General features: G+C 71.3%; 16 protein-coding genes. 9 read left to right on the top strand and 7 right to left on the bottom strand.

From position 1 onward, the window contains the following. Positions 1 to 87: 87 nt before the first annotated feature. Positions 88 to 774: a spermidine synthase gene (locus ACI2LP_RS10620; RefSeq protein WP_404724138.1), complete on the bottom strand. Its 687-nt coding sequence runs from the start codon at positions 772 to 774 to the stop codon at positions 88 to 90. A gap of 298 nt (positions 775 to 1072) precedes the next feature. Between ACI2LP_RS10620 and ACI2LP_RS10615 the strand changes: the two genes are divergently transcribed. Then, a complete protein-coding gene (locus ACI2LP_RS10615; RefSeq protein WP_404724137.1) occupies positions 1073 to 1897 on the top strand; it encodes a rhomboid-like protein in 825 nt (274 codons plus the stop codon). Here the strand turns inward: ACI2LP_RS10615 and ACI2LP_RS10610 are convergent. Both ACI2LP_RS10610 and ACI2LP_RS10605 read right to left on the bottom strand, forming a co-directional pair. Further along, positions 1853 to 2413 (bottom strand): protealysin inhibitor emfourin, encoded by a 561-nt coding sequence (locus ACI2LP_RS10610; protein ID WP_404724136.1) that lies wholly within the window; start codon positions 2411 to 2413, stop codon positions 1853 to 1855. The two genes, ACI2LP_RS10615 and ACI2LP_RS10610, sit on opposite strands and share 45 nt — an antisense overlap. 17 nt (positions 2414 to 2430) lie before the next feature. Next, positions 2431 to 3072: a GNAT family N-acetyltransferase gene (locus ACI2LP_RS10605; protein WP_404724135.1), complete on the bottom strand. Its 642-nt coding sequence runs from the start codon at positions 3070 to 3072 to the stop codon at positions 2431 to 2433. A gap of 132 nt (positions 3073 to 3204) precedes the next feature. On the opposite strand from ACI2LP_RS10605, the gene lon reads away from it, so the two are divergent. Further along, positions 3205 to 5634: an endopeptidase La gene (gene lon, locus ACI2LP_RS10600; protein ID WP_404724134.1), complete on the top strand. Its 2430-nt coding sequence runs from the start codon at positions 3205 to 3207 to the stop codon at positions 5632 to 5634. Between the two features lie 117 nt (positions 5635 to 5751). On the opposite strand, the gene ACI2LP_RS10595 is transcribed toward lon, so the two are convergent. Beyond that, entirely contained in the window at positions 5752 to 6780 is a 1029-nt protein-coding gene (locus ACI2LP_RS10595; protein ID WP_404724133.1) for a trypsin-like serine peptidase, read from the bottom strand. Positions 6781 to 6806: 26 nt separating this feature from the next. Further along, positions 6807 to 7814 (bottom strand): helix-turn-helix domain-containing protein, encoded by a 1008-nt coding sequence (locus ACI2LP_RS10590; protein WP_404724132.1) that lies wholly within the window; start codon positions 7812 to 7814, stop codon positions 6807 to 6809. 186 nt (positions 7815 to 8000) lie between these two features. Between ACI2LP_RS10590 and ACI2LP_RS10585 the strand changes: the two genes are divergently transcribed. Beyond that, entirely contained in the window at positions 8001 to 10808 is a 2808-nt protein-coding gene (locus ACI2LP_RS10585) for a M4 family metallopeptidase (protein WP_404724131.1), read from the top strand. 63 nt (positions 10809 to 10871) lie between these two features. Then, complete coding sequence (locus ACI2LP_RS10580; protein ID WP_404724130.1) at positions 10872 to 11696, top strand: pentapeptide repeat-containing protein; 825 nt, start codon at positions 10872 to 10874, stop codon at positions 11694 to 11696. A gap of 68 nt (positions 11697 to 11764) precedes the next feature. Here ACI2LP_RS10580 and ACI2LP_RS10575 read toward each other — a convergent pair whose 3' ends face one another. Then, positions 11765 to 12589, bottom strand: a complete 825-nt coding sequence (locus ACI2LP_RS10575) for a lysozyme (RefSeq protein WP_404724129.1) — start codon at positions 12587 to 12589, stop codon at positions 11765 to 11767. 243 nt (positions 12590 to 12832) lie between these two features. Here ACI2LP_RS10575 and ACI2LP_RS10570 point away from each other — a divergent pair, with 243 nt between their 5' ends. Further along, complete coding sequence (locus tag ACI2LP_RS10570; protein WP_404724128.1) at positions 12833 to 13315, top strand: MarR family winged helix-turn-helix transcriptional regulator; 483 nt, start codon at positions 12833 to 12835, stop codon at positions 13313 to 13315. A gap of 278 nt (positions 13316 to 13593) precedes the next feature. Here the strand turns inward: ACI2LP_RS10570 and ACI2LP_RS10565 are convergent, their stop codons facing one another. After that, positions 13594 to 14382, bottom strand: a complete 789-nt coding sequence (locus tag ACI2LP_RS10565; RefSeq protein WP_404724127.1) for a hypothetical protein — start codon at positions 14380 to 14382, stop codon at positions 13594 to 13596. A gap of 366 nt (positions 14383 to 14748) precedes the next feature. Between ACI2LP_RS10565 and ACI2LP_RS10560 the strand changes: the two genes are divergently transcribed. From ACI2LP_RS10560 to ACI2LP_RS10545, 4 genes are read left to right on the top strand one after another with little or no spacing between them, the layout of a single operon-like run. Then, positions 14749 to 17598 (top strand): nitrate- and nitrite sensing domain-containing protein, encoded by a 2850-nt coding sequence (locus ACI2LP_RS10560; RefSeq protein WP_404724126.1) that lies wholly within the window; start codon positions 14749 to 14751, stop codon positions 17596 to 17598. After that, positions 17595 to 18074: a roadblock/LC7 domain-containing protein gene (locus ACI2LP_RS10555; protein WP_404724125.1), complete on the top strand. Its 480-nt coding sequence runs from the start codon at positions 17595 to 17597 to the stop codon at positions 18072 to 18074. The genes ACI2LP_RS10560 and ACI2LP_RS10555 overlap by 4 nt, the downstream gene beginning before the upstream one ends. Further along, on the top strand, positions 18071 to 18484 hold the full coding sequence (locus ACI2LP_RS10550; protein ID WP_404724124.1) for a DUF742 domain-containing protein: 414 nt from the start codon (positions 18071 to 18073) through the stop codon (positions 18482 to 18484). The genes ACI2LP_RS10555 and ACI2LP_RS10550 overlap by 4 nt, the downstream gene beginning before the upstream one ends. Further along, positions 18465 to 19145 carry a GTP-binding protein gene (locus ACI2LP_RS10545; RefSeq protein WP_404724123.1) on the top strand — a complete coding sequence of 227 codons (681 nt, stop codon included), beginning with the start codon at positions 18465 to 18467 and terminating at the stop codon, positions 19143 to 19145. The genes ACI2LP_RS10550 and ACI2LP_RS10545 overlap by 20 nt, the downstream gene beginning before the upstream one ends. Positions 19146 to 19167: the final 22 nt, after the last annotated feature.

Below are 19167 nucleotides of genomic sequence, written 5' to 3'. Positions count from 1 at the left end.
CCGCCCCTGTACGCGTTCTCGCGAGCTGCATGCCGGTGTAGATCCCGTGTGTTGGTCAGCAGCGTAAGGGCATGGACGGCGTCCCGGCTACGCAGGGCGAACGGCGAGGTGGACCACGTCCGGTACGCCTCGGGCAACCCGGATCTCTTCGGTTCTTACCCCGGTGAATCCGGCATTCCGCAACGCATCCTCAAAAGCAAGAGAGGGCTGCGCGGACCACACGGCGAGCACCCCGCCCGGCTCCAACCGGCCCTGGCAGGCGGCGAGTCCGGCCGGTGAGTAGAGGTTCTCGTTGTCGTCGGTGACGGTCCAGTCGGGGCCGTTGTCAATGTCCAGACATAGCGCGTCGTAACGGTCCGTGGCCGTGCTGAGGTGGGTGACGAGGTCCGTGTGGAGGATCACGCTGCGGGGGTCGGCGAGCGCGTCGCCGGAGATCCGGTCCAGCGGCCCCGAGCGGTGCCAGTCGATGATCGCCTGCTCGCGCTCGACGACGGCGATGTGCCGCCAGTGGGGGTTCGCGGCGGCGCGGGCCAGGGAGAAGCCGACGCCGAGTCCACCGATGAGCAGGGCGGGGGCGGTCCGGCCGGCGGCGGCGAGTGCGTCGTACGCAGCGTCCACGAGCAGTCGCTCGGAGCGGCCGTCGGAGGTGTCCATCAGGAAGCAGCCGTTGGCGATGATCTCGTGATGCTCGCCGCGCTGCCGCAGCACGACCTCGCCGTGGGGGCCCTCGCGGCGGTCGAGGGTGACGGGGGCGGTGTCGACGTGCAGGGGCATGGGCGTGACCTCCCGGGGTGGCTGTGGCCATGGTCGCGGGACGGGGCGAGCGGGACAAATGGTTTCAGCCGTTTCCGGGCGCGGGGGCTGCGCCCGGAAAGGCCGTTCGCGGGCGGGTTCACGGGGTGCCGCACAGCCCTCTCACAGCCGCTGCACAGCTGGTCGGCGCAGTCTGACGTGGCCACGACGCCCGAGCCGGTGCGCGGGTTGTTTCGTGTGGCGCACGTCATAGACGAGGGGGATGGTGATCGCGTTGGGTGGGGGATCGTTCGGGGGCTTGACGAGAGGGGCCTCACGCGTGGACCAGCTGACGACACGCGATCCGGCCACGGGCAGGGAGCTGCTGGGCGGCATTCCGACCCAGCGCACGGCGCCGACGCGGGTGGCGACGCCCGCGCTGCCGCCCACGACCCTGCCTGCCCCGTGCCGACGGCTGCCGCTCCGGCGGCGGGCGCTCCATCTGCTGCCCACGCCGACCGGGACGCCGTTCACCTTCTGCTACATCCTCGTGCTGATCGCCACCTCGCTCTTCGCGGAGTACGGCGACCCCGCAACCGTCTCCTCGCTGCTGCGTGGCTCCAGCACCGATGTCGCCCATTTGGCCGATACGCCGCTGCTCGTTCTCGGCGCGAGCGCCTTGTGGGTCGCCGGCGGCCTGGCGTCCCCGTACGCCGTCGCCTTCCTTTTCGTACTCACCGCGCTGGAACGCCGCATCGGCGGCTGGCGCACCGCCGGGGTCTTCCTGGCGGGCCATGTCGCGGCGACGCTGGCCACCGAGGTACCGGTCGCGGTGTGGGTGGTGACCGGACATCTGCCCGCCAGTTCGCTGCACCGCCTCGACTACGGCATCAGCTTCGGCCTGATGGCGAGCATCGGCGCGCTGGCCGGACTGCTCCGTCCGGTGCCGCGCGCGACGCTGCTCGGCTTTGTCTTCCTGATGCTCGTCCAGGACGCGGTGGCCTTCGAGGATCCGCTCACCGTGTGGGGCCATCCGCTGGCACTGCTGTCCGGGGTCGCGTGCTGGCCGCTGGTGCGCCGCTGGGCCCAGGTGCGGAGGCCGGTCGTCCAGGTACGCGGGTCAGTGGTCCGGCAGCGCGGCGAATACCTCCCGCAGGGCGGGTAGCCGCGCCGTCTCGTCGGTGGTCACGGTGTGGCCTTCGTACGTGATCCGGTAGGTGAAGCCGTCCGCGACGGGGCTTCCGGTGGCCTCCCGGGGGAGATGCGCGAAGTCCGCCTTCTCCAGAGCCCGGCGCAGCGCGGCCAGCTCGGCGGGTGTCATCCGGCCGGAGCGGCCCGGTCCGGCTTTCTTGTACGTCGTGTATGTGCCGTCGTCCTGGACCACGAGGCGGTCGTTGACGCCGGCGAAGCCGCCGGTGACGGTCATCTCGACCAGCGTCCGCGCCGGGACGGGCGAGGTGGAGGCCGACGGCGAGGGTGCGCCTGACGTCGAGGGCGCGCTCGACGCCGACGGTGACGGTGCGCCTGATGCCGACGGTGAGCTCGCCGAGGAGGTTCCCGGCGCCGAGCCGCCGTCATCGCCACCGTCGCCGCTCGCCGAGGCCCCGCACCCTGCCGCGAGCGCTAGGGCCAGCACCACGCCCACCGTCGTCATCCGTCGTCGCGCACGCTTACGGCTCATGGCCCCAGCATGTGGGATCAGACCGCCGGATCGCGGACTATTCCGGTGAGCGGGCCCTGGAGCTGCCAGCCCAGCGAGCCGTACAGAGCCCTGCCCTGCGTCGTCGCGCTCAGGATGCCGGTGGTGGCGCCCGCCTCCGCCGCGGCGGATTCGAGCGTACGCATGACGAGCCGGCCGAGTCCGCGGCGCTGGTGGGCCGGCTCGGTCTCCATCTGGTCCACGACGGCGGTGGCGCCCGTCGGCGCGACCTGGCCGCGCGTCGCCAAGGAGCCGTCGGCGGCGTGCACGCGCACCCGCAGGACGCCGTCGCGGGTCTCTTTGTGCAGGGTGTAGCCGTCGGGGACGGCGCCGGGGGCGTGCCGCCGCAGCTCGGTGAACATCATGAAGCCCGGGTCGTCCGGCAGCGACCACCCCTCGGGCAGCCAGTCGGCGACCGTCTCCGGCGGCGCGAGGAGCTTCAGCCAGGCGCCGGGCTCGGTGATCGCCTCGCCGAGCTTGCGCACGATGGCCTCGTCCGGTTCCGCGAGCACATGGCGGAAGACGTGGTCCGGCAGTCCGACGTCGATGCGGTAGCCCCAGGGCTGAGGGACGGGCGCCGGGGTGCCCCGGGAGACGGCCCATCCCTCGACCCAGCCGGATGTAATGACTGAACTGAGCATGGGCTTATTACATCCGGGGCCTGCCACCGGGCGCGAGCCTTGATCGCTGAGAGCGAACGGCGGCTCGGGAACATCTCGCCCGCCTCGTGCATTGAGTCCGTACAGCTCAACTTCACTGCCTAAGGGGAGATCATGGCTGCTGAGTCCTCCGCGTTCACGCCGCTCACACTGCCCGTGCTGCCGCTCGACGACGAGGTCGTGCTGCCCGGAATGGTGGTGCCGCTCGACCTGTCCGACACCGACGTACGAGCCGCGGTGGAGGCCGCTCAGGCCGCCGCCCGATCCAGTGGTGCAAGCAAGCCCACAGTCCTGCTTGTTCCGCGCGTCGACGGGAACTACCCCGGGATCGGCGTGCTGGGCACCGTCGAGCAGGTCGGCCGGCTCTCCGACGGCGACCCCGGCGCGCTCATCCGCGGCCGCGGCCGGGTGAAGATCGGCGCCGGCACCACGGGTCCGGGCGCAGCTCTCTGGGTCGAAGGCTCCCGTATCGAGGAGAGCGTGCCCGACCCGCTGCCCGGCCAGCTCGCCGACCTGGTCAAGGAGTACAAGGCGCTGGCCACCGACTGGCTGAAGAAGCGCGGCGCCTGGCAGGTCGTGGACCGCGTCCAGCAGATCGACGACGTCTCGCAGCTCGCGGACAACGCCGGCTACTCACCGTTCCTGACCACCGCACAGAAGATCGAACTGCTGGAGACCGCCGACCCGGTGGCCCGGCTCAAGCTCGCCGCCGAGCAGCTGCGCGAGCACCTCGCCGAGCAGGACGTCGCCGAGTCCATCGCCAAGGACGTCCAGGAAGGCGTCGACAAGCAGCAGCGCGAATTCCTGCTGCGCCGCCAGCTCGAAGCCGTACGCAAGGAGCTGCGCGAGCTCAACGGCGGGACCACCGACGCCGCGGACGAGTCCGACGACTACCGCGCCCGCGTCGAGGCCGCGGACCTGCCCGAGAAGGTGCGCGAAGCCGCCCTCAAGGAGGTCGAGAAGCTGGAGCGGTCCAGCGACCAGAACCCCGAGGGCTCCTGGATCCGCACCTGGCTGGACACCGTCCTCGAACTGCCGTGGAACGAGCGAACTGATGACAGCGCGGCCGGGTACGACATCCAGGGCGCCAAGGCGATCCTGGACGCCGAGCACTCGGGCCTTCAGGACGTGAAGGAACGGATCACCGAATACCTGGCGGTGCGCAAGCGGCGCGCCGACCGGGGGCTCGGCGTGGTCGGTGGGCGGCGTGGGGGCGCGGTTCTGGCCCTTGTCGGCCCGCCGGGAGTCGGCAAGACCTCGCTCGGCGAGTCCGTCGCGCATGCGATGGGGCGGAAGTTCGTCCGGGTCGCGCTCGGCGGCGTCCGGGACGAGGCGGAGATCCGCGGACACCGGCGTACGTACGTCGGGGCGCTGCCCGGCCGTATCGTCCGGGCGATCAAGGAGGCCGGTTCGATGAACCCGGTCGTCCTGCTCGACGAGATCGACAAGGTCGGCTCCGACTTCCGGGGCGACCCGGCGGCCGCCCTTCTCGAAGTGCTGGACCCGGCGCAGAACCACACCTTCCGCGACCACTACCTGGAGGTCGAACTCGACCTGTCCGACGTGGTGTTCCTGGCCACGGCGAACGTCCTGGAAGCCATCCCGGAGGCCCTGCTCGACCGGATGGAGCTGGTCAGGCTCGACGGCTACACCGAGGACGAGAAGGTCGTCATCGCGCGGGACCACCTGCTGCCGCGCCAGCTGGAGCGGGCGGGTCTTGAGCCGGGCGAGGTCGTGCTGGAGGTCTCGGCGCTGCGCAAGCTCGCCGGCGAGTACACGCGGGAGGCGGGCGTCCGTAACCTGGAGCGTTCGGTGGCCAGGCTGCTGCGCAAGGTGGCGGCACAGCACGAACTGGGCGAGCGCGAGCTGCCGTTCACGATCACCGACACCGATCTGCGGGCGCTCATAGGACGGCCGCACCATGTGCCCGAGTCCGCGCAGGACCCGGCCGAGCGCCGGACCGCCGTGCCCGGTGTGGCCACCGGTCTCGCGGTCACCGGCGCGGGCGGCGACGTGCTGTTCGTCGAGGCGTCGCTGGCCGACCCGGAGACGGGCGCGGCGGGGCTGACGCTCACCGGTCAGCTCGGCGATGTGATGAAGGAGTCCGCACAGATCGCGCTCTCCTTCCTCCGCTCGCACGGCGCCGAACTGGAGCTGCCCGTGGCCGATCTGAAGGACCGGGGCGTGCACATCCACTTCCCGGCGGGCGCGGTGCCGAAGGACGGTCCGAGCGCGGGCATCACCATGACGTCGGCGCTGGCGTCGCTGCTGTCCGGACGCCAGGTGCGTACGGATGTGGCAATGACGGGTGAGGTGTCGCTGACCGGGCGGGTGCTGCCGATCGGCGGTCTGAAGCAGAAGCTCCTCGCGGCGCACCGGGCCGGGATCGCGACGGTGGTGATCCCCAAGCGGAACGAGCCCGACCTCGACGATGTCCCGGCCGAGATCCTGGACAAGCTGGAGGTCCACCCGGTGACGGATGTCCGGCAGGTGCTGGAGATCGCGCTCTCGCCGGCCGAGATGCCGGTGACGGCCGCGGCCTGATCCCAGGCGTGAACCACGGCCTGTTCCCTGGACTGAACGACGGCCTGATCCCGGCCTGATCCCGGCCTGATCCACGGCCGAATGGCCCGGCGGCACCCTGCCGCCGGGCCCTTCGCGCTAGCTGCCCGCGGCCTCCTCGTACAACTCGCGGGTGCGGTCGTCGAAGAGGGCGGCCGTCGACTCGCTGTCGGTGTCGCCGCCGCTCAGTACGCCGATGAGCCGGCCCTGGTGCTTGGCGTCCCGATAGTCCGCGAGCCAGGGGCCGCCGCTGGTGCCCTCCCAGAAGCCCGCGCACTCCATGAGCAGCGTCTGAGGCAGATCCGGGTCGGGGCGGGTGTCGGTGGTGCAGGCGATGGGGAGATTGCCCGGGTTGTGCTGCTTGTTGGGGTAGCCGACCACCGTGACCCGCCGGTCGGGGGCCGACGACCAGTCGGGGGTGGCGGCGCCGACGACCTTCTGCACCTGACGGCCCCTGGCGTCCGGCGCCAGGGTCAAAAACGCGTAGTCGGCGGCATCGGCGTCCTCGGCGTCGTCGGTCCAGCGCTCGTCGAGGTGTACGGAGCCGACCTTCCAGCGTCCGTACGGATAGGTCCCCTTGCCCCGGCCCGTGAATCCGGGCGCGAACTCCAGCTCGCCCGGCTCGTAGGCGGGATCGCCGCCGGCGTCCTGGAGACAGTGCGCGGCGGTGGCGATGACGTTGCCCTTGGGGCTGTTCACGACGCTGGCGGTACAGAAGTGCTCGCCCTGCGAGTCGATGAGCACGCCGACGGAGGAGGCCCCGGCGAAGGGAACCGCCGACGACCGCGGCTCGGGCGCGGCGGCGCGCGCAGCGGTCTCGCCGGACCCGGTGGCCCTGGGCCGCGTGGCGGAGGACGCGGGCCCGGCACAGGAGTTCAGCGTCAGCCCGAGCAGAAGGACCAGCAGAAACGGACGCGCGCGTCTGCTGCCTGCGCGGACGGCGCTGCCCGCGCGTCGGCTGCGACCGTCCGCGCGGGCCGCGGCGACCCCGTCCGGCGGGCGCGTCGTGTCGCGGTCCTGCGCCCGGTCCGTCACGGCGGACCCGTCCGCCTGGCGCGCCCCGTCGCGGCCCATGCCCCGCGCAGCGGGCGTCGTGGTTGTCGTGCTCGTACGGCTGTGCCACGTCATTCGGACATCTTGCCCGGTTGTGGCTGTCAGTCCAGCCAACCTCTCAACGTTGCCTGCGCTCCCGCCTGGAAGCGGGTCTCCGCGCCCAGTGTCTCCAGCAGACTGCTGATCCGCCGGCGGGCCGTGTGGACATGGACGCCCAGACGGCGGGCGATTGCCTCGTCCTTCAGGCCCGCCGCCAGCAGGCCCAGCAGTTCCTTCTGCGCCTTCGGGAGCGCGGCGCAGGCCCCGCCCGTGCCGCCGAGTGGCGTGGCCCGGTCCCAGACCGTTTCGAACAGCGGCATCAGCGCATTGCGCAGCAGCGCGTCGCCCACCACCAGCGCGGTGGCCCTGGGGTCCGCCGCGTCCGTCGGCGGGAGCAGGGTGATCCGCCGGTCCACGGCGATCAGTTTGGTGGGGACCGCGGTCGCCACCCGTGCCCGCAGGCCCTGTTCGACCAGGACCGTCACCGAGCGCATCCGCCCGGGAGAGGCCAGCCCGTCCCGGTCCAGGACGGTCCGTACCTCCACACCCCGGTCGAGGAGCGCCTCGATGTCCAGCCCCGGCGTGCGGGAACTGTTCTCACCCCGCGGCCCCTTCACATACGGCGGGCGGTCCAGGATCGCCACCTCCCGCTCCGCCGAGGCCAGCAGATACTCCGCCCGCTCGCCGATCGCCCGCGGGCCCGTCACCACCTCGATACCGCACTCGGGCGCGCTGGGCGACCCGGACATCAGCCGGCCCGCCAGCTGGTCCGCGGTCATCCGTAATCGCTCCAACTCGGCGGAGCGTAAGTGCAGTTCGGCCTGGCGGCGGTGGATGAGCGTACGGATGGCGGCGGCGGGTGCGGCCGGATGCGGCAGCCCGTCCCCGACCGCCGGCAGCGCGAGGCCGTGCTCGACCAGCCGGCCGAGCAGCAGGTCGAGCCGTTCCCTCGGCAGCCCGAGCAGCCGCGCCAACTCCTCCGCCCCGGCGGCCCGTTCCTTGAGCAGTGCCTCATAGGTGCGTTCCTCGGCCTCCCCCAGGCCAAGGGTGTGCAATTCCCCCTCGGTCATGCCTCGGATTCTCACTCCCTCTTCACGGGCCACACAAGTGTGCGTGTCCACTTGTCAACACGTCGGCCACATTGATCGGTTGGTGTCCCCCGGGTTGCATGGCCATGACCACCTTTACGGCTTGACCAGCACGTGGGAGGGGTACGAACTGTGCGCAAGGCCAGAACAAGCACACAGAGATCGGGCATGACCAGGGGGACCGGTCTCGCCACTCTGCTCGGCGTCGCCGGGCTGTTGCTCACCGCGGTACCGGCGCAGGCGGTCACCCCGCCGGCCGTCGCACCGCCCGCCGATGTGATTCCGGGGGCCGAGACGGCCACCCCGTCGCTCGTCGACGGAATCCGGGAGGCGGCGGACGCCAAGGCCAGCCCTGCCGACGCGGCCCGCGGCCATCTCGCCGCCAAGCAGAGCCGCTACAAGATCGCCGACGCGCGGCGCGACCTCGCGCCGCTGGGGACCGTCAAACATGGCTCGGAAGAGACCGTGCGGCTCCAGCAGAAGCACCACGGCATCCCGGTGTTCGGCGGCCAGTACGTCGTCCGGATGGAGAGCAAGGGCGGCAAGCGCGTCGTCACCGGCACCTCCGGCAAGTACTTCACCGGCCTGAAGACGGACACGAAGGCGACGGTCACCAAGGAGACCGCGGAGCGCCGCGCCCTCGCGGCGACCGCCAGACGCCTCGGCGGCAAGACGCTGAGCAAGGCCGACGCGATACGCGGCAAGGGGGCCAGGTCCGCGAAGGCGGCCGCGCTCACGGCGACTGCCGGCGGCCTCGTGGTGATCCCGCGCGGCGAGGGCGTACTGGCCCACCACGTGACCGTACGCGGCACGAACCCCAGTACCGGCGAACCGGTGCTCCAGCAGGTCTACATCGATGCCCGCGCCGGCTACCCGGTGCTGCAGTTCAGCGGCATCAAGACGCTGACGGCGACGCCGAACTCGGCGTCCGGCGGCACGGCGAAGGCGGCCCCCACGGGCAGTGCCCGCGCGGCGGCGGCCGACCCCGGCACCCTCGTTACGGGCAGTGGCGTGAAGCTCGACAGCGCGAAGGTGGATCTCGACCTCTACCTCGACTCCGCCGCCAACACGTATGTGATGTCCGACCACTCGCGGATGGTGGACACCAGCAAGAACACCCTCACCACCTGGGACGCCCGCGAGCGCGACGTCAGCGAGGTGTCCGGCGTCTGGCCCGCCGGGCTGAAGGAGTTCAGCGGCCCGGCCAAGGAGTTCGGCAAGGACGCCACCGAGTCCGGCGCCGTGGACGCCCACTGGGCCGCCGGGAAGGTCTACGACTACTACCGCAAGAACCACGCCCGCGACAGCCTCGACGGCCGCGGCATGACCATCAACTCCCTGGTCGGCGTGACCTACTTCGGCGGTCCGTACGTCAACGCCTTCTGGGACGGCCAGAAGATGGTCTACGGCAGCGGCGACGAGGAGTACAAGCCGCTCTCCGCCGACCTCGACGTGGTGGGCCACGAGATGACGCACGGCGTCGTCGAGAGCACCGCCAACCTCGTCTACGCCGGCCAGTCCGGTGCGCTCAACGAGGCGCTCGCCGACTACTTCGGCAACGCTATCGACACCACCGCCTCCGGCGTCTCCATGGACGACCCGGACGCCGGTCTGATCGGCGAGGACCTCTGCCGTACGACCAAGCCGCGCGACTGCGCCTTCCGCAACCTCAACGACGGCGCGACCACCTCGAAGAACTTCCTCGGGGTCACCTTCTCCGCCGACAACGGCGGCGTGCACCTCAACTCCACCATCTTCTCCGGCGCCCTGTGGGACCTGCGCCAGGACGTGGGCGGGCAGCTCGCCGACCGCATTGTCTACAAGGCGCTCTCCGAGTACATGACGCCGCTCGACGGCTTCACGGACGGCCGCAACGCCGTGCTCGCGGCGGCCAAGGACCTCGGCGTCAGCGCCAGGGAACTCACCGCGGTGAAGCGCTCCTTCAACGCCCACGGCATCGTCCCCGGCTGGGAGGACGCCCTCGGCGTCGACTCCGACCAGCTCCTCGGCAAGGTCAACACCGCCGGCACCGGAGCCCAGGCGGGCGGCGGCTGGTGGACCGCATCCCAGTCCAACGACGACGGCTCGGAGCCGTACTCGGTGTACGCGGGCCGCACGGACGGCAAGGGCGCGCCGAAGCTGATCAGCCCCAACGACGGGCGCTACCACGTGTACCCGGCGACCGACGGCAAGACGGTCGTCTGGGCGGCGTACGGCACGACCAGCCTCGACATCCTGTCCCGCCCCCTCGCGGGCGGTCCGATCAAGAAGCTCTACACCTCCACCACCGACGTCGGCGGCCTGCGGGTGGAGAACGGCGTCGTCGTCTTCGAGAGCTTCGGGATCTTCGGCGACCGGCACGTGGGCTATCTGCGGCCGGGCGACCGCACGCCCACCTTCGTGGACGGTGCGGGCTGGGAGATCCTCACCGCGCTCCCGTCGATCAAGAACGGGAAGCTCGCCTACGCCAAGCTGTATCCGACCCCGGAGGACTACAAGCTGGGCGTCGAGGTCTATGACCTCAAGACCGGCAAGGCCGCCCTCGCGCAGCAGCTCGGCGAGCCGCAGATCCTCGGCCAGACCGGAATCAACTCCACGCACGCCTTCTGGCTGGTGGACGAGAATCTGAACGACGAGGGCCAGATGGCCGTGCGCCGCTCAAGCCTGGACGGCACCGACACGGTGGACATCAGCTCCGAGAGCAAGCCGACCGCGCTGCTGGCGTTCGACCTCACGGCATCCGACACCGCGGTCACCGTGAACGGCGCGAAGCCCGACGTCGGGTTCGGCAACGAGTCGCTGGCGAAGCTGTGGCAGCTGACCACCGACGGCTCGCGCCAGGAGCGGGTCTCCTGCAACCGCGGCGAGCAGCTCTCCCCGGCCGCGGTCTCCGGCCGGCAGGTGGTCTGGATCGACGGCACGACGGGCTGGACCGATCTGGTCACCCGGGAGCGCCCGGCGGGCCTGTGCGGCTGACGCCCGGCAGTTGAGAGACGGACCCCCGGCGCCCGTGCGCCGGGGGTCCTTCACAATGGACCGATGGACACCGCGACCGCGAAACCCGAGGACCGGGCCCTCAAGGCCGACTGCGGGAGCTGCTTCGGGCTGTGCTGTGCCGCGCTGCCGTTCACCGCGTCGGCGGACTTCGCGATCAACAAGGAGGCCGGGACGCCGTGCCCCAATCTGCGGACGGACTTCCGCTGCGGCATCCACACCCGGCTGCGGCAGAGCGGCTTTCCGGGCTGCACGGTCTACGACTGCTTCGGCGCCGGACAGAAGGTCTCCCAGATCACCTTCGGCGGCAGGGACTGGCGGCAGGCGCCTCAGAGCGCGCGGCAGATGTTCGCGGTGTTCCCCGTCGTACGGCAGTTGCATGAACTGCTCTGGTATCTGACCGAGGCGCTGCAGCTGCCCCGGGCCCGCTCGCTGCACGGCGAGATCCAGGTACTGCTGGACAAGACCGAGCGGCTCACCGGGCTGGGCCCGGACGAGCTGGAGAAGCTTGATGTGGCTTCGCACCGGCAGGACGTCAATGTGCTGCTGCTCGGCACGAGCGAACTGGTCCGGGCCGGAGCCGGACGCAAGAGGAAGGACCGCAGGGGAGCCGACCTGATCGGGGCGAGGCTCAGGGGCGCCGACCTCAGGGGCGCGAGTCTGCGCGGGGCGTATCTCATCGCGGCGGATCTGACGGGCGCCGATCTGCGTCTCGCCGACCTCATCGGGGCCGACCTCAGGGACGCGGATCTTTCGGGTGCGGATCTGACCGGCAGCATCTTCCTCACCCAGCCGCAGCTCAATGCGGCGAAGGGTGACGCGGCGACGAGGCTGCCGGCTGGGCTGACCCGTCCCGCGCACTGGTTGTGACCAGCGGGTACGGGACGGGCCTTCGTCTCGGGCCGGCCGTTGGCTCAGCGGTTCGCCCGGCCTGCGGCTCAGCCGTTGGCGAGTGCCACGACGCGGTCGAGCGCGCCGTTGAACTTGTCGTGGTCGCCGACGATCGGTCCTGACGAGGTGTACTGCCACATCGTCTGGTAGGCCCAGCCGGCCGGGAGTGTGCCCGGGGTGGTGTCGTACCGGGCGATCCACAGCGGGTTGCTCGCGCCGAATCCGCTGTAGTTGCCGGTGCACTGCGTCCACCAGCTGGTGGCGGTGTAGATCACGGCGTCGCGCCCGGTGCGCGCCTTGTACCGGTTCAGGAAGTCACGGATCCAGGTGACCATCGCGGATGTGGTCTTGCCGAAGCAGGCGGCGCCGTACGGATTCCACTCGATGTCCAGCACGCCTGGCAGGGTCCTGCCGTCACGGGACCAGCGGCCGCCGTTGTTGACGAAGTAGTCGGCCTGGGCGGTGCCGGTCGTGGTGTCGGGGGTGGCGAAGTGGTACGAGCCGCGGATCATCCCGGCGTTGTACGAGCCGTTGTACTGCTGCGCGAAGTACGGGTTCTTGTAGTAGGTGCCCTCGGTGGCCTTGGCGTAGGCCCACTTCACGCCGCTGCTCCAGAGGCCCGACCAGTTGACGTTGCCCTGGTGGCTGGAGACGTCGACGCCTTCCGTCTGCGCGACGCGGCTGTCACGGGGGAGGCCTCCCTGGCCGTCATGGGCGATGACGCCCATGCCCAGATACGCCGAACCGCGTGGGGGCGCGTCGGCGGCACCGGCAGTGCCGGGGAGGGTGAGGAGGAGGGAGAGGACTGCGAGGAGAGTGCCGGCGGCGGCGAGGCGCGAGCGGCCGGTGGTTCCGGATCTGTGCACGGGCATAGCGTGCCTCCGAAGACCTCGGTGGGGGGGATCTGACGATGTGTCGACATGTCGTGGCGCATCTGGTGGCGGACCAAATGGTGTGGACATGCCATTCATGAAGCTACGCACGTAGACCTGCGCGCTGGAAGGGGGGCAGGGTGCTGCCGTTGGTCTACGCCTGCGAAATACTGGCCGAGCTGCGGCGATCGGTGCCGCGGGCAGAAACTTTCAGGTTCCGGAAAGCGCGCGAGGGGTGCTGACGTGCACGAAAGCGGTACGGGGAGTGAAGCGGACCCCAAGGCTGGGAGTGGTGTGGACCAGGAATTCCTCGCCCTGGAACGGGAGTTGGCGGTCTTTCTGCGCCGGGCGCGGGCGTCCTCGGGCGAGATGGCACGCGAGGTCCACCCCGAGCTGGAGCCTGCGGCGTACGGACTGCTCGTCCGTCTGGAGGAGGCGGGGCAGCAGCGCGCGACGGATCTCGCCGGGTACTTCGGCGTCGGCAAGGCGACGATGAGCCGCCAGTTGCGCGCGCTCGACGAACTCGGCCTGGTGACGCGCGAGCCGGACCCGGCGGACGGCAGGGCATCACTCGTCCGGCTCACGGAAGAGGGCCGCGCCCGCTTCCGCCGGGTGAGGGACGCGCGCCGGGAGCGCTACGTGAGCAAACTGGCGGGCTGGGACCGCGGGGAGATCGCGGAACTGGCGCGTCTGCTGCACCAGCTGAACGCGAGAGCGGAAAGCTGAGCGCTTGCTGTCGGGGGCTCCGCCCCCGAACCCGCCCCCTACGCCCTGCGGGCGTGGGGGACCCCCAGCGCCTCAATACCCGGCGGGGCTTGATTTGTGCGGCTTGGCAGCACATTCAAGCCCGTCCGGCGATTGAGGACACGCGCGAAGCGCGTACGGGGTCCAGGGAGGAGCCCCGAAGTCGCGCGGCGAAGCCGGCGCGCCGGGGTCCGGGGGCGAAGCCCCCAGTTACGGGAAGGGGCGGGGTGGGGAACACGCCCCCCGCCCGAAGCCCCGTGTCAGAGCTCCGCGAAAACCGCCGTCGCGTCGTCATGCAGCTTCCACCGCACCACCTCCGTCCGCTCCTGCGCCGACGCCTCCACCGTCCTCACCCGGTCGATCAGCCCCCGCGGTCCCTCCTTGCGGAGCAGGGCCACGCACTCGGTCCAGCTGCCCTCCGCGAACATGTCGACCCAGCGCGACGCCCCGTCGGTCAGCGCCGCCACCGCCCGGACACCGGCGCGCGGCATGCTGCCCGCCACCGCGCGGGTCGACACCCCCGGGTCGGCCGCCGCCGTGAAGAAGCCGCCCTCCGCGTTGCGCAGCGCGTCCGCCGTGGCGTGTGTGCGCAGTGCCTCCCGGGGCAGCCGGTCGATGCGGTCGTCCAGTACCGCCAGCACCTCCCCGGCCGGTGATTCGATCAGCAGCGTCGAGTCGGAGAGCACCAGGTACTCCACCTCGTCCGCGGGGCCGCCCCAGCGCGCCAGGACCACCGTGGCCTGGGGAGTACGCACGTGAGAAAGGTCACAGGTGTCACGATGGGCGTCCGCGGTGCGCCGGATTGCCTCCGAGAGGATCTCCGGCAGCGTCATATCCCGCCGCGAACCGGACAGTTCGACCAGTGCGCCACCCAGCCTCGAGGTGAACCAAGGCACACCATGCACACATCCGTCGTCGCCCGCCGGAGGTGTCACGCCGTCCAGCACCACGAGCGTTCCGCCCTGGCCCGAGGCAGGCAGGGCCACGGATGCCCAGTCCTCATTGAGACGTTCGGCGGTGCCGGGGACGGAGACCAGTTCGATACGCATGATCCCCAGTCTGCATGACTCCTTCACGTTGCCCGCATGAGTCCGCAATCGGCCCATACCGGCAGGTCAGGAGGGCTTCACCAGCCCCGGCGGACAGGGCCGCAAAGCTGCGGGCGCGCATCCTCCCAAAGCCCGGCCGGAAGATCCAGCCCATGCGCCGCGCGCCGACGCCCGGCCCTCGGACGCGAGTTGTTTGCCAACTCCAGAGTGTTGTTCACTCCTTCGGGTGGCGGAGCGGCCGTTGCGCGCCTCCCTCCCAAAAGCGCTGGAATGGTCTGAAGCCGTACCAGGGGTGGGGCTTTCGTGTGTGACCGGTCGTCATCTCTGCTTCATGGCTGGACGAGTCAAGCAAGATTGCGAGCACCGGTGCAGAAGAAGCGGCCTCGGCGAAACGGCAGCGGCCCCTTGGAGACTCCGGGGGCCCAGGACGCCACACCCGACCCAGCCGACCGCGGCCGCACCGTACGCGTCCGCAACCGTCTGGTCGCCGGCGTCGCCGCCGTCGGTCTCGTCGTGGTCGCGGCCGGTGCCCCCGGCGTCCTCGCCACCTCCGCCGAACTGACCGAGTCCCAGCGGCTCGTCACCCTCGCCGGGCTCAACCGCCAGGCCGTCACCCTGGCCCACTCGCTCGCCGACGAGCGTGACGAGGTCACCGCGTACATCGCCGCGGGCCGTGACGCCCAGACGGGCGACAAGGACAGCCGGCGCGAGATCTCCGGCAGCCGCAGCGCCCGCGTCGACCGGCAGATCGACGAGATCCGCGGCGCCATCCCCGCGGACCACGCCGAGCTGCGCCGCGACCTGTCCGCCGTCCCCTCCGTGCGCCGTACCGCGCTGACCGGCAAGGGCACGGCGATGGAGGCCCACCGGGCGTACTCCGCCGTCATCACCAATCTGCACGCCCTCGCCGACGAACTCGCCGAGAAGACCCCGCCGCGCGCCGCCTCCGGCACCCGCGCGCCCGCCGCGCTCGGCCTCGCCGTCGAGCAGGCGTCCGCCACCCGTGGCCTGCTGCTGGCCGCGCTCTCCGTGCCCCGCAAGCAGAGCAGCCAGACCCTCGACCCGGTCACCGGCCTGCCCGTGCAGGAGGAGGGCGAGGACGCCGACGCGGCCGACCGGACGCGCGACGCGCTCAGCGCCGCCGCCCAGCAGTCCCGGGTGCGTGAACTCGCCGCGCTCGCCGACTTCGACCAGGCCGCCGACCCGGACGCCCGTACCTCGCTGGCCGCCACCGTCACCGGACCCGAGGTCAAGACCGCCGAGCGCTATCTCGCCCGGCTCACCGACCAGCCCGAGCTCTCGTCGGCCGACCGCAAGTCCAACCCCGAGAAGCTCGAATCCTCGCTCACCGCCCGGATCGAGCAGATGCGGGGCGTGGAGTCCTCCCTCGCCACCGGCCGGATCGACCGCTTCGAGGAGCTGCGTGACGACGATGTCACCGCGCTGGAGATCCGGATCGCTCTACTCGGCGGCCTGCTGATCGTCGCCATCGCTGTGTCCACGGCCGTCGCCCGTACCCTCACCCGCCCGCTTGCCGTCCTGCGGATCGGCGCGGCCCGCCTCGCGGCCGACCCCGAGGCTGAGGAGGCGGTCCGCTTCACCGGCCGCAACGACGAGTTCGCCCAGGTCGTACGGTCCCTGAACTCCCTGCACGGCAAGCTGCGGGACCTCGGCGTGCGGGCCGAGCGGCTGGACAGCGACCGCGGCGACCTGGCGGGGGCCCGCGATGCGCTGACCGCCGAACTCGCCGTCGGACGCGCCGAACTCCAGCAGCGCACCCATGAACTGACCGCCGAGCTCGAACAGCTGCGGCACGCCGTCCAGCACACCTTCGTCAATCTCTCGCTGCGCACCCTTGGTCTCGTCGAGCGGCAGCTCGGCGTCATCGAGCAGCTGGAGGACCGCGAGCAGGACCCCGAGCGGCTCGCCACCCTCTTCAAGCTCGACCACCTGGCCACGGTCATGCGGCGTCACAGCGAGAACCTGCTGGTCCTCGCGGGCGCCGAGCACGGCCACGGGCATCAGGGCCCGGTCCCGCTCGTCGACGTACTGCGCGCTGCCGTCAGTGAGATCGAGCGGTACGAACGGGTCGTCATCCAGTCCCTGCCGCCGCACTCCCAGGTCGCCGGCTTCGCCGCCGACGACCTCAGCCATCTGCTCGCCGAACTCCTGGAGAACGCGACCTCCTTCTCACCGCCGGACGCCCAGGTCGAGCTCTCGGGCTGGCTGCTCGAGAGCGGCGAGGTGATGCTCTCCGTACAGGACACCGGCATAGGGATGACCGCCGGGCGGATCGCCGAGCTGAACGCGTGCCTGGAGGACCCGGAGGCGTACGGGGCGGGGACCGGCCGGGACGGCGAGGGCCTCGGGCTGCGGGTGGCCGCGCTGCTGGCGGCGCGTCACGGCGTACGGGTCCAGCTGCGCGAGCAGAAGCAGGGTGGGATCGCGGCGGTCGTCGTGCTGTCTCAGGCGCTGCTGCCGGCCGGGCCGCCGGCCGCCGAGTCGCAGCCGGCCAAGACGGCCGGCGGGGGGCCCGCGCTGCAGTTGCCCGGGTCGGTGGCGGAGGCCAACTCCAATGCGCTGCCGATCAGTTCACGCCGCCCTGACCCGGCCCCGGCGGCCCCGGCGGCCCCGGAGCCTTCGGCCTGGGAGGACCCGCTGGTGGCGGCCGCGGAGGCGGCGATTCAGGAGCGGCAGACCGAGCCCGGTGCGCAGGCCGAGGCCGTGGAGACCGAGCCCGCCGAGGTGTCTGCCGCGGAGCCGGATACGCACGAGCGGACGGCGGACGGCGAGCCGGACGGCGCCCTGGCCGACCAGGACCAGGCGACCTTCGAGTTCCGGCTTCCTGAGCCGGAGCCACAGCCACAGCCGAGTCCGACGGTCGAGGCCCCGCTCGCGCCCGAGCCGATGGACGGACCCGAGGCCGAGCCGGAGCCGCAAGCCGCGCTCCAGCCGGGACCGCAAGCCGCGCCCGTGTGGGACCGCATCACCGACAAGGGCCTGCCCAAGCGCACGCCCAAGGTCGTCAAGCCCACGTCCGCGCCCGGCGAGCGCTCCGGCAGGGTCGACGCCGAAGCCCTGCGCCGCCGCCTCGGCGGCTTCCACCAGGGCGCCAAGGACGGCCGCCGCGACGCCGAGGCGGAGATCGCCGAACAGTCTGAAGTACGCGCCGAAGCAGCAGAATCGGGGGACACAGTCGAGGAGGCACGCAGTTGACTGCGACCGGGACATTCGGCCTGAGCAGTGAAGCCCGCAATCTGCACTGGTTGCTGAGCAATCTCGTGGAGGAGGTACCAGGGGTCCGCTCGGTCGCCGTCGTCTCGTCCGACGGGCTGCTGCTTCTCTCCTCCGACCCGGCACAGAACGCCGCCCCCGCCGCCCGCCGCCCGGACGGCCCCAGGGGTTCCAGCGCGGACCTCGCCACCATCGTCTCCGGAATCGGCAGCCTCACCATCGGCGCCGCGAAGCTGATGGACGGCGGCGGCGTCAAGCAGACGATGGTCGCGATGGAGGAGGGCAGCGTCTTCGTGATGTCCATCAGCGACGGCTCGCTGCTCGGCGTGCAGGCCGCACCCGACTGCGACATGAGCGTCGTCGCCTACCACATGGCGCTCTTCGTCGGCCGCGCCGGACATGTCCTGACCCCCGAACTCCGCAGTGAGCTGCGCAAATCGTTGGAGAGCGCCAAGTGACGCCCGCCGCCGAACCCATCCGAAGGCTCCCCGTACGCGGCGAGGGCCGCCGCCCCGCCCGGGTCCGCCCCTACTCGCTCACCGGCGGTCGCACCCGCTTCGGCCATGTGCTGCTCGTCGAGACCTTCGTGGCCGCGCTCGAAGCGCCGGCCGGACGCAGGGAGCTGCCCAAGGGCGATCTCTCCTCGCGCGTCATGCCCGAGCTGCGGGCCATTGTCGAGCTGTGCCGGCGTATGCGTACCGTCGCCGAGATATCGGCGCTGCTGAAGATGCCCCTGGGCGTTGTCCGGGTGCTGCTGAGCGACCTGGCCGACCAGGGAAAGATCCGCGTCTACGGGACCGGGCACGGCACCGGTCAGCCCGACCGCGCGCTGCTCGAAAGGGTGCTGAGTGGACTCCGCCGACTCTGACACGCTCCTCGCCCGGCCTCACCCGCAGCCCGACGAGGGACCGCGTCCACAGTCCGCAGAGGGACCGCGTCAGCCCGACGAGGGACTGCGGGACTGGCAGTTGGACCACACCCGCGCCCCCACTGCCACCAAGATCGTGGTCGCGGGTGGCTTCGGCGTCGGCAAGACGACCTTCGTCGGGTCGGTCTCCGAGATCACGCCGCTGCAGACCGAGGCGCTGATGACACAGGCGAGTGAGGAGACCGACGATCTCGCCGCCACGCCCGACAAACTCACCACCACCGTTGCCATGGACTTCGGCCGGATCACGCTCGACGACGATCTGGTGCTGTACGTCTTCGGCACGCCGGGACAGCAGCGCTTCTGGTTCATGTGGGACGACCTGGTGCGCGGCGCGATCGGGGCCGTCGTCCTGGCCGACACCCGCAGGCTGCCGGACTGCTTCCCGGCGCTGGACTACTTCGAGAGCAGCGGCCTGCCGTACATCGTCGCGGTCAACCACTTCGAGGGTACGGAGCTGTTCGAGGCCGACGACGTGCGCGAGGCCCTGACGGTGCCGCCGCACGTGCCGGTTGTGATCATGGACGCGCGCAGCCGTATCACGGTGATCGAGTCCCTGCTCGCGCTGGTCGCCCACGCCCTCGAAGCAACTCCCGAATAGCTACGCAACGGAGAACCCCCGC

The organism is Streptomyces sp. NPDC019890, assembly GCF_044903445.1.
In the GTDB taxonomy this organism is placed as follows: Bacteria; Actinomycetota; Actinomycetes; order Streptomycetales; family Streptomycetaceae; genus Streptomyces.
This window is presented reverse-complemented; position numbering and strand designations above follow the sequence as displayed.

What these genes read in the sequence shown, in the direction of transcription:
- ACI2LP_RS10585 (WP_404724131.1), top strand. Translation starts at nt 8,001, where the DNA reads ATGACCAGGGGGACCGGTCTCGCCACTCTGCTCGGCGTCGCCGGGCTG.
- lon (WP_404724134.1), top strand. Translation starts at nt 3,205, where the DNA reads ATGGCTGCTGAGTCCTCCGCGTTCACGCCGCTCACACTGCCCGTGCTG.
- ACI2LP_RS10610 (WP_404724136.1), bottom strand. Translation starts at nt 2,413, where the DNA reads ATGAGCCGTAAGCGTGCGCGACGACGGATGACGACGGTGGGCGTGGTG.
- ACI2LP_RS10595 (WP_404724133.1), bottom strand. Translation starts at nt 6,780, where the DNA reads ATGACGTGGCACAGCCGTACGAGCACGACAACCACGACGCCCGCTGCG.
- ACI2LP_RS10590 (WP_404724132.1), bottom strand. Translation starts at nt 7,814, where the DNA reads ATGACCGAGGGGGAATTGCACACCCTTGGCCTGGGGGAGGCCGAGGAA.
- ACI2LP_RS10620 (WP_404724138.1), bottom strand. Translation starts at nt 774, where the DNA reads ATGCCCCTGCACGTCGACACCGCCCCCGTCACCCTCGACCGCCGCGAG.
- ACI2LP_RS10580 (WP_404724130.1), top strand. Translation starts at nt 10,872, where the DNA reads ATGGACACCGCGACCGCGAAACCCGAGGACCGGGCCCTCAAGGCCGAC.
- ACI2LP_RS10565 (WP_404724127.1), bottom strand. Translation starts at nt 14,382, where the DNA reads ATGCGTATCGAACTGGTCTCCGTCCCCGGCACCGCCGAACGTCTCAAT.
- ACI2LP_RS10575 (WP_404724129.1), bottom strand. Translation starts at nt 12,589, where the DNA reads ATGCCCGTGCACAGATCCGGAACCACCGGCCGCTCGCGCCTCGCCGCC.
- ACI2LP_RS10605 (WP_404724135.1), bottom strand. Translation starts at nt 3,072, where the DNA reads ATGCTCAGTTCAGTCATTACATCCGGCTGGGTCGAGGGATGGGCCGTC.